The organism is Pedobacter lusitanus (genome assembly GCF_040026395.1).
Taxonomy (GTDB): domain Bacteria; phylum Bacteroidota; class Bacteroidia; order Sphingobacteriales; family Sphingobacteriaceae; genus Pedobacter; species Pedobacter lusitanus.
On record NZ_CP157278.1, the window covers coordinates 4,182,890 to 4,193,646 of the forward strand.

The following is a 10,757-nucleotide window of genomic DNA, read 5'->3' on the forward strand; positions in this document are numbered from 1 at the left end:
TTTAAGCCGAAGGATTTTTTTCTTCAGCCAGTGCTGCTTTTAATGACTCTTGTAAATCTGTATTTGTTTTGTGCTCTTTAGACCAGTAAGAATAGATTGATGGAATAACAAACAGGGTAAGCACCAGTGAAAATGTAGTTCCACCCACAATGACAACCCCCATACCCATACGGCTTTTTGCCGCTGCACCCAATGCCATGGCAATAGGTAAGGCCCCGATTGCAATAGCCAGACTGGTCATTAAAATCGGTCTTAAACGGGAAACTGAAGCCTCTCTGATTGCATCGTGTACACTTTTACCGCTTTCTTTAAGCTGATTGGCAAATTCCACAATCAGAATACCATTTTTTGTAACCAGTCCGATCAGCATAATTGTACCGATCTGGCTGAATATATTCCAGCTCTGTCCAAACAACCATAAAGAAAGAAAGGCTCCCGCTACCGCCATAGGTACAGTCATGATAATGATAACCGGATCTTTGAAACTTTCAAACTGCGCTGACAGAATCAGGTATACCAGCAATAAGGCCAGTCCGAAAGCAAACATCGTATTGGAAGAACTTTCCTGGAAATCACGTGATTCACCACTAAGGTCAGTGGAAAAGGTTTCATCTAAAACTTTATCCCTGATTTTATCCATGGCTGCAATTCCATCCCCTATACTTTTCCCCGGAGCCAGACCTGCAGAAACCGTGGCTGCCGTAAAACGATTATTTCTGTACAGCTGCGGAGGGCTGCTTTCTTCTTTTGCAGTTACCAGATTGTCAATCTGGATAAGCTCACCCTTATCATTACGTACATATACAGAACTCAGATCCAAAGGATCTTTTCGGTTTCCGCGGTCAAACTGACCAATTACCTGGTACTGTTTTCCATTCATAAAGAAATAAGAAAAACGCTGCCCACTGAGCCCAAGCTGTAAAGTCTGGGCAATGGCCGAAACTGATACACCCAGGTTCCTGGCTTTATCCCTGTCTATCGTCAGGTTGATTTCCGGCTTGTTGAATTTCAGGTTGACATCAGAAACGGTGAATGTCGGGTCTTTACTTACTTCATCCATAAACTGAGGAACCTTTTCTCTCAGTTTATCAAAATTCTGCGCCTGGATGATATAGCTGATTGGCAAACCTCCACGACGACCTACCGAGATTGTCGGTTGCTGGGTTACCAGTACTTTTCCCTCAGTATATTTTCGGGTAATCCGGGTCAGCTGGTTAGCGATTTCTTCCTGAGAACGACCGCGCAGTCCGGGATCTGTAAGTCCCATTCTGACAAAACCACTGTTTACAGCACCACTTCCACCGAAACTCGGAGAGGTAATAGTAATATTTACGTTCTTTTCCGGAATAGAGTCTTCAACCATTTTGGCGATCTTCATAATGAACTTATCCGTATAATCGTAAGATGAGCCCTCGGGAGTAGTGATACTCATATTGATCGCACTTCTGTCATCATAAGGAGCAGTTTCTTTAGGCAGAATTTTCCAGAACAACATGATCAGGCCGATACAGGCGATTATAATTGGAACTGCAAGCCATCTTTTGTTCAGAAATTTATTCAGGTTTTCGGCATAATTATCATTCAATTTAACAAAGTAGGGCTCAGACCATTCATAAAACCTTGACTTTTTATGGCCTGTCTTTTTCATCAGATAGGCATTTAACATCGGTGTCAGTGTCAGGGATACAAAAGCCGATATCAGCACGGCTGCACCAATTACAATCCCGAATTCCCGGAATAGTCTGCCCACAAATCCCTGGAGAAATACAACCGGAAGAAACACAGCAGCAAGCGTAACTGAAATGGAAATAACGGCAAAGAAGATCTCGTTGGAACCTTTAATCGCAGCCTCGAAAGGAGAATATCCTTCCTCTACTTTTTTGAAAATATTTTCGGTCACGACAATCCCGTCATCTACAACAAGTCCTGTAGCCAGTACAATAGCCAGTAAACTCAATACATTGATCGAGAAGCCAAAAATGTACATGATAAAGAAAGTGAAAACCAGCGATACCGGTATATCAATTAATGGTCTGATGGCAATTGCCCAATCCCTGAAAAACAGGTAAATGATCAGGATAACCAGTACCAGGGAAAGAATAATGGTTTCCGCAACCTCTGTGACTGAATTCTTGATAAACCTGGTATTATCCAGGGAAACATTCAGCTTGATATCTTTGGGAATATCATTCTTCAGTCTGGCAAATCTCTTCTCAAATTCTGTTGAAATGTCCAGGTAATTTGCTCCTGGCTGCGGAATCAGAGCTACAGCAACCATGGGTTTGCCGGACTCCCTTAAAATAGTTTCTTCATTTTCAGGGCCAAGTTCTGCATAACCTACATCCTTCAGCTGAATAACATTGTTGCCGTCATTTTTAATGATCAGATCATTGAACTGTTTTTCATTGGTTAATTTACCCAGCGTTTTGACAGTCAGTTCAGTACTGGCACCAGTGATTTTACCGGAAGGCAGTTCTACATTCTCATTGTCAAGCGCAGTGACAATATCCTGCGAAGTCAGCCCTAAAGCAGCCAGTTTATTCGGATCAATCCGAAGCCTCATGGCATATTTTTTCTGTCCCTGAATCTGCACACTGCTGACGCCCGGTATGGTTTGTATACGTTCGGCAATTACATTTTCTGCATAGTCACTCAATTCCAGCTGATTTCTCTGATCACTCTGGATCGTCATGGTGATGATCGCATCCGAATTGGCATCTGCCTTGCTCACTACAGGATTTCCGTCAATATCTTTAGGTAAGTTACGGGCCGCCTGTGATACTTTATCCCGAACATCATTGGCAGCTTCCTCAATATTTTTACCCAGGTTGAATTCTATGGTAATCGTACTGCTTCCCTGGTTACTGGAAGAAGACATGTTTCTGATACCGTCTATCCCGTTGATGGATTTTTCCAGTGGTTCGGTAATCTGGGATTCAATAATATCTGAGTTTGCACCAGGATAGGAGGTACGCACTGAAACTACCGTTGGGTCAATATTGGGAAACTCCCTTACACCCAGAAAATTGTACCCGATAACACCGAAAAGCAGGATCATCAGGTTCATTACAATTGCCAGAACGGGTCTTTTTATACTCGTGGTGGATATACTCATTTCGGTAGGATTTTTATTTGACTACTGTTACTTTGACGGGGGCATCATCTTTTAAGGAAAGGGCTCCTGTTGTTAAAACAGTATCACCGATTTTTAGTCCGGAGGTGATCAGTATATTCTCATCAGTACGCGTGCCGGATTGTACATCTACCTGTTTTGCTTTACCATTCTGGCTGATAAATACTGTTTTACCTCTTAATACCGGGATAATAGCCTGGTTGGGGATAAGTATAGCATTATCAATCTTATCCAGGGTAAGCGAAACTTTAGCAAAAGAGCCGGGACGTAATTCATTGTTTTTATTTGGTGCCAGTGCTTTTACCTGCAGGGTTCTGGTCTGCGAGTTGATGCCGGGTTCCAGGGCAAAAACCTTTCCTGTATAAATTTGTGCCGAACCATCGGTGCGAAAGGTGATAGTCGAATTCACTTTAATCTGGGACATGTATTTTTCAGGTACCGAGAAACTTACTTTTACCGGATCAGTACTGAGCAGGTTGGCTATGATTTTTGTAGGCGTAATATATTCACCCGCAGAAATTGAACGCAGACCTATTTTTCCACTGAAGGGTGCAATAATGGAAGTTTTAGCCAGTTGTGCCCTGATTAATTGTGCCTGTGCTTTCAGGGACTTTAAGTCGGCCAGTGCAGTATCATATTCTTCCTGACTGATGGCGCCTTTTTGCAGCAGCTGTTTTGCCCGGTTTTCATTCGTTGCGGACAGGTTTTGTTTAGTCAGTGCTTCCTGTAGTTGTGCCTGAATGTCACGATCGTTAATTTTGACCAGCAGACTTCCCTTAGTTACATTACTTCCTTCTTTAAAGTAGATTCCGGTAATTAAGCCCGAAACCTCACTTTGCAGCGCAACTGATTCATTGGCTTCTATAGTTCCGGTAATATCCAGTTTATTGGCGAAAGAAGTTGCCTGTATCACTACACCGTTGACCAGCATATTTTGTGATTTGCCACCTTTGGCAGATCCGGAACCTTTTGCACCTGGGCCCATTCCGGAGTTCTCCAGTTTTTTGTTGACGGATATCCTGTGATAAATGAGGTAAACTATCCCAGCAAAAATAAGGGAGTAAATAACGTATTTGAGTTTCATAATGGGGTTTTGGAGCGACTGATTATACAAAAATATTTAAATATGTGCGCTGGCCATACTTGTATTAAGTATGTTACAGCTAATTTCTTATTTAAACCCATAACAAAGGCTATATATTTTAAATTTGCGTCAAAAGAATCAGATATGGCGATGAAACCTGCATAAGTTTTCTGCAGGTTTCATCGCCAATAAAAAACTATATGAAACTAACAAAACAAATTGGATTAGGGTTATTGATTTTTCTGGCACCCGCCCTGGCCGCTCAAGCACAGACCGCAGTTAATTACGAGGTCAGTTTTAAAGAACCACAAGCGCACTATGCTGATGTTAAAATGCATGTCGACGGACTGAAAAAAGAATATATTGATGTTAAAATGCCTGTATGGGCACCAGGATCTTATCTGATCAGGGAGTTTTCCAGAAATGTAGAAGGTTTTACGGCAACATCCGGCAAAAAAACACTTAAAACAGAAAAATTAAAGAAAAATACCTGGAGAGTTTATACCGGTAGTTCAAATTCCGTTGATATCAATTACAGTGTATATGCCTTTGAAGTATCGGTACGTACTTCTTTTATAGATGCCAGTCATGCGTTTTTATCTCCAACCGGGATTTTTATGTATCCTGACAATCAGCTTGCTTTGCCAAGTACAGTTAAGGTGATCCCTTTTGAAGGCTGGTATAAAGTGTCTACCGGACTGGAGCCTGTGGCTGGCCGTCAATTTACCTATACAGCAAAAAATTATGATATTTTGTTTGATAGCCCGATAGAGGTAGGTAATCAGGATGTATTTGAATTCACTGCTGCGGGTGTTAAACATGAAGTAGCCATGTATGGTGGCGGAAACTATAATGCAGAGCGTCTGAAAACAGATATGGCTAAGGTTATAGAACAGGCGACAGCGATTTATGGAGAGAACCCGAACAAACACTATACTTTTATTGTCCATAATTTTCAAAGAGGTGGCGGTGGACTGGAGCATCTGAACTCTACCGTACTGGGTGCCTCAAGAGATGCCTATGCGACAGAAAAAGGATATAAAGGATTTTTGGGTCTGGTAGCACATGAATATCATCATTTATGGAATGTAAAAAGATTGCGCCCGGTAGCTTTAGGTCCGTTTGATTATGAAAACGAGAACTATACCACTGATTTATGGATTGCTGAAGGATTTACAGCATACTATGAGAATAAATTAATGCTGCGCGCCGGGCTGATCAGTAAAGAAGAGTTTATAGAAACCTTAACCAAATCAATGTCTGATGTGATAAACACCAGAGGTGGTTATGTGCAGTCGGCTGCGATGTCAAGCTTTGATGCCTGGATCAAATATTACCGTCCTGATGAAAACTCCAAAAACAGCAGTATTTCTTATTACAGTAAAGGAGAAATTGTAGGCATGCTGATGGATCTTGAAATTGCCCATGCAACTCAGGGTAAATCAAGTCTTGATCAGGTAATGAAGGCAATGTATGAGCAGTGCAAGATTAAAGGCCGGGGCTATACTGATGCTGAATTCAAGACTATGGTAGAGAAAATCAGCGGGATCAGTTTTACTGGTTTCTGGGCGAAATATGTGAATGGTACTGAGCCGGTAGAATATGAAAAGTATTTAGGCTATGCCGGAATAAAGGTTAAAGACGAGGGACAGAAAGAAGCTTACCTGGGGATTGCGACAAAAGTAACTGAAGGTCATTTACTGATCTCTGCAGTTTCCCGTAATTCGGCTGCCTGGGTTGACGGACTAAACGTTGACGATGAACTGATAGGTGTGGAAGGTGCTTATGCGCAGCCTGCTGTAGAGAAAATGCCTGTAATGCAGCAAAAGAAAATTGGTGATGCAGTTCGTTTTCAAATCAGAAGAGATGGTCTGGATAAAGAGATCAGCGTTAAGCTGAAGGCCAGCCCGAATGTTGAACTTGTTTCCTCCGTAGATCCGGCAGGAACAGCAGTAGAGAAGGCTGTGCTTAAAGCATGGACAGGAATATAAAATTATAAGTACAAGCATCAAAAAAGGCCCTGAAGATTAATCTTCAGGGCCTTTTTTGATTTCAGTCCGGAATCCGGTTTCTAGAAAGTGAAACGCAGAGACAAGCCTACACCTGAAGCATCAAAATCAGTATCAGGAGCTAACTGTATAGCTGGTTTCCAGTCAAGGGAAAGGTTGATAGGTGCATCAGCAAATTTATAGTCCAGACCTAGAACACCATCCAGAGAAAGATAAAGATCGCTTGAGTTGTATGGTTTGTATTTTACAGTACCAATACTACCACCACCACCATAATACCAGTTCAGTCCGCGTGCACCACTGATAGGTTTATAAACTTCATATAAGGCAGTTACACGGAAATAGTTGTAATTATTGTTAGACCTGAAGTTGGCAATAAGGTCAAGCATTTTGTTTTCACCCAGAGATGTTTTAAAAGTTACTCCGTTTGCAGCACCAAAACGACCACCAATGGCATTTTTGTAGCTCTGAGCTTTTGAAGAAGATTGGATCGCAAATGTTGCGATTACAGTAAGGCAAAGTATTGTAAATACTTTTTTCATATGATTTGTATAAAGTTTAAATGTGAAAATGACCTGAGCAATTATTATGCCGCTGTGTCATCTGAATGAAATTTAATGCTAAAAAGATAGGGCAGACAATGGTATGAGTCCACCATGAGTCCACAGTGAGTCCACGTTGAGTCCACCTTTTTGTGGAAATACGTGGACTCGCTGTGGACCTGCGGCAGAGGTGAGCTGGATAGATACAGAGGTCTGACGTAGTCCTCATTATTCAATGTTATTCGGGATAAAATGAAAAAGTAGATGATGGATTTCCGCGTTTCCGTTAACTGTGTGAATAAAACAGACCAAAATTAAAATTGGTTTTATTACAATAATTAATTTGTTAGATTTGGGAATAACAAAGTAATCCGGAACTAATTTCGTTCTTTGAACCTGACCAGGTTCATCTGTACAAAACATTTAAAAGACAAAATCAAGATTATGCCTGTAACTGTAACAAGAGTATTTGATTTACTGAAATACAATTTAGAGAAATTTCCAAAAGACGAATTTATTAGTGGAAAGGTTAATGGAGTATGGAAAAAATATAGCACCCGGCAATTTTCTGATACTGCTGACAACCTGAGCAAAGGACTGCTTCAGCTGGGTTTGGTAAAGGGCGACAGGATAGCCGTCATGTCTCATAACAGACCCGAATGGAATATCGCGGACTTTGCCGTAAACCAGTTTGGTGGTTATCACGTGCCTTTGTATCCTACGCTGGCTGAACATGATATTAAGTTTATTTTAGAAAATGCCGGAGTAAGTGTGTTTTTTGTTGAAGATGAGACTTTGTTTCAGAAGGTAAAACCGATTTGTGCAGAAGTTAATCCGGAACTGAAAATTTACACTTTTAATGAAGTTGCCGGGGCAGATAACTGGACAAAGCTGGTTGAATCAGGAGAGAAAAGTGAAGGTATAGATCTGGAGACTTATCGTGCAGCAGTAACTGCGGATGATGTACTGACCCTGATTTATACTTCTGGTACCACCGGAACTCCGAAAGGCGTAATGCTTAAACACAGTAATCTTGTCCAGAACTTTATCAACTCTGCGGTAGTTGTGCCACCGGGGCTGGAAAAGGGACTCAGCTTTTTGCCTTTATCTCATATTTTTGAGCGAATGATTGTGTACTTGTATCTGTATATGGGAGTTTCTGTATACTATGCGGAAAGTATGGACACCATTGTTGCCGATATTCAGTCTGTCAAACCTAATGCTTTTTCTACAGTGCCGAGACTGCTGGAAAAAGTGTATGATAAGATTATGGAAAAAGGGAAAGCGCTTACCGGAATTAAAAGAGGTATTTTCTTCTGGTCTGTGGCCCTTGCCGAACAATTCGATATGAACAGTGGCTGGTTTTATAAACTGAAACTGGGTATTGCAAGAAAACTGGTCTTTAAGAAATGGCAGGAAGCACTGGGTGGAAATATCGTAGTTATTGTTTCCGGAGGTGCTGCACTGAATCCACGTCTGGCACGTATTTTCTGGGCTGCCGGAATGCCTGTTTTTGAAGGATACGGGTTAACAGAGACTTCGCCGGTAATTACTGTTAATCATTTTGAAAATGCAATGTTCGGTACTGTCGGACCTGTTATAGATGGAGTAGAGGTTAAGATTGCGGAAGATGGAGAAGTACTTACCAGGGGTCATAATGTAATGAAAGGCTATTATAAGAGAGAAGACCTGACTGCTGAGGCTATCGATAAGGACGGCTGGTTTCATACAGAGGACATTGGTGAACTGGTGAACGGAAGGTTCCTGAAGATTACCGATCGTAAAAAAGAAATTTTCAAAACTGCAGGCGGTAAATATGTTGCACCGCAGATGCTGGAAAATAAATATAAAGAATCTGTACTGATTGATCATATTATGGTACTTGGCGAAAATCGCAAATTTCCATCAGCACTGATCGTTCCGAATTTTGAAGCATTGAAATCCTGGTGTGCTAAAAAAGGGATTAATTATACGACCAATGAAGAAATGGTTCAGCATCCTCAGGTGCTTGAAAAATATAATCAGGAGATTGCAAACGGTTCTAAGGAGTTTGGAAAGTGGGAGCAGGTTAAACGGTTTGTGTTATTAACTAAAACATGGAGTATAGAAGGAGGTGAATTCACTCCTAAGTTAAGTTTAAAAAGAAAAATTATTCTGGAGAAAAATAAAGATCTGATAGAGAAAATGTATAAAGATGCAGAAGACTATAAACCAGAAAAAAATTAAATAATTGTAGATAAATAGTAATATATGATCTTTAAGGTTGAAAATTATTTGTCTGGTTTCTTTATAATCCATACCTTGGCGCCATTATTGGGCTTTCTGTTCACTTAAAACGGCAGATTTTGCTTCATTAAACATACAGTTTATGAAGAAAAACCTGTCTCTAAAGTGCTCAGGGCCTTGTAAACTAATTTGGTATAGATATTGCTTAAGTATCAAAAAAAAATACCAGAACTATTTTTTTTTATTAAACTCATATTATGAAACAAAAATTATTTAAAAGTCTGCCGGTAGCTTTAGCTGCCCTTTTCATTGGTGGTGCTGCACAGGCGCAGGAGCAACCAGCAACTAATGCTGCACAACAGTTCAGTACTTGGTCTATCGGTGTTAACGCTGGTGTTTTAACTCCAACTTCTCCGCTAGGTGGAAAAAACGATTTCTCTAAGAACAGTTCTAGTTTAGGATATGGTCTTTACATCAAAAAACAATTCACTCCATATTTCTCTTTGAAATTAGACGGAATCAGAGGTAAACTGAAAGGTGATAACTCTAAATCATTCAATGATGGTAAAGGTCCTGCTATTGTAGGCGGAACTACTGCTTTTGAAACAGAATTGAACTATGCAGCTACTTTAAGTGCTGAAGTAAACATGTTCAACATTGATATGTTCAGAAAACAAGATGCATTACAGTTATTTGTAACAGGTGGTGCTGGTTTAGCTGGTTACAAACCAAAAGTTACTGTTGGTGGTGTAACTTCTGAATATCCAAAAAATGTTAAAGAATTAGTTATCCCTGTAGGATTAGGTGCTAGATTTAAAGTTTCTGAAAAAGTTAACTTTAACTTAGGATGGTCTATCTACTTTGTTGATGGTGATAACGTTGATGGTACTTACCGTCAGAACAACAATGACAAATTCTCTTACGCTCACGCTGGTTTAGAGTTTGCATTAGGAAAAGGAAAACAATTAGCTTTCCACAATCCGGTTGCTGCTACTTATGACGAAGCTGTTCAGGCTAAAAACATTGCTAACTCTTTAAGAAGCGATTTAGATGCTCAAAAATCTGAAAACGCTAAATTAAGAACTGAAATGAGCGATCTTTTAAAAGATACTGACGGTGACGGTGTTGCTGATAAATTGGATAAATGTCCTAACACTCCATCAGGAACTGTTGTTGATGGTGCTGGATGTCCATTAGTTGCTCCAACTCCTGTTGTAACTGAAAAAGTAATTATCACTGATGCTGATCGTAAAGTTGTTAAACAAGCGATTAAAGATCTTGAATTTGATTTAGGTAAATCTACTATCAGAGCTAAATCTTATACTTCATTGAACCGTGTTGCTAACTTATTAGTAACTAAAAACTTTAGCCTTAAATTAGCTGGTCACACAGATAATACTGGTAGAGCTGCTTCTAACATGAAATTATCTAAAGACAGAGCTGAATCAGTTAAAGCTTATTTAGTTTCTCAAGGTGCTAATGCATCTCGTATCGAAGCTACTGGTTACGGTCAAAACCAACCAATTGCATCTAACAAAAATGCAGCTGGTCGTCAGAAAAACAGAAGAGTAGAATTTACTTTATACTAGTCTGAAACCAATATTTCGGAAGCCGCCAGGGTCAAACCTGGCGGCTTTTTTTGTGCTCTTTTTTTTATCAGTATGTAATTGTTTTTTAGCGGATATGAGGCTATCATGGTTTTGATATTCATTTCTTTAGGGGATCTGAAAAATCATAATGGTTTCTTGGATACTTGATTTTTA

General features: G+C 40.2%; 6 protein-coding genes. 3 read left to right on the forward strand and 3 right to left on the reverse strand.

Features of this window, described 5'->3' with window-relative positions; genetic code table 11:
- Position 1 precedes the first annotated feature (1 nt).
- Both PL_RS17945 and PL_RS17950 read right to left on the reverse strand, forming a co-directional pair.
- A complete protein-coding gene (locus PL_RS17945) occupies positions 2 to 3,115 on the reverse strand; it encodes an efflux RND transporter permease subunit (RefSeq protein ID WP_348620036.1) in 3,114 nt (1,037 codons plus the stop codon).
- 13 nt (positions 3,116 to 3,128) lie between these two features.
- A complete protein-coding gene (locus tag PL_RS17950; RefSeq protein WP_041880494.1) occupies positions 3,129 to 4,217 on the reverse strand; it encodes an efflux RND transporter periplasmic adaptor subunit in 1,089 nt (362 codons plus the stop codon).
- Between the two features lie 200 nt (positions 4,218 to 4,417).
- On the opposite strand from PL_RS17950, the gene PL_RS17955 reads away from it, so the two are divergent.
- Positions 4,418 to 6,208, forward strand: a complete 1,791-nt coding sequence (locus PL_RS17955) for a M61 family metallopeptidase (RefSeq protein ID WP_041880496.1) — start codon at positions 4,418 to 4,420, stop codon at positions 6,206 to 6,208.
- Positions 6,209 to 6,288: 80 nt separating this feature from the next.
- On the opposite strand, the gene PL_RS17960 is transcribed toward PL_RS17955, so the two are convergent.
- Positions 6,289 to 6,768 carry a hypothetical protein gene (locus PL_RS17960; protein ID WP_041882781.1) on the reverse strand — a complete coding sequence of 160 codons (480 nt, stop codon included), beginning with the start codon at positions 6,766 to 6,768 and terminating at the stop codon, positions 6,289 to 6,291.
- Between the two features lie 444 nt (positions 6,769 to 7,212).
- Between PL_RS17960 and PL_RS17965 the strand changes: the two genes are divergently transcribed.
- On the forward strand, positions 7,213 to 8,994 hold the full coding sequence (locus tag PL_RS17965) for an AMP-dependent synthetase/ligase (RefSeq protein WP_041882834.1): 1,782 nt from the start codon (positions 7,213 to 7,215) through the stop codon (positions 8,992 to 8,994).
- 257 nt (positions 8,995 to 9,251) lie between these two features.
- Complete coding sequence (locus tag PL_RS17970) at positions 9,252 to 10,583, forward strand: OmpA family protein (RefSeq protein WP_041882782.1); 1,332 nt, start codon at positions 9,252 to 9,254, stop codon at positions 10,581 to 10,583.
- Positions 10,584 to 10,757 lie beyond the last annotated feature (174 nt).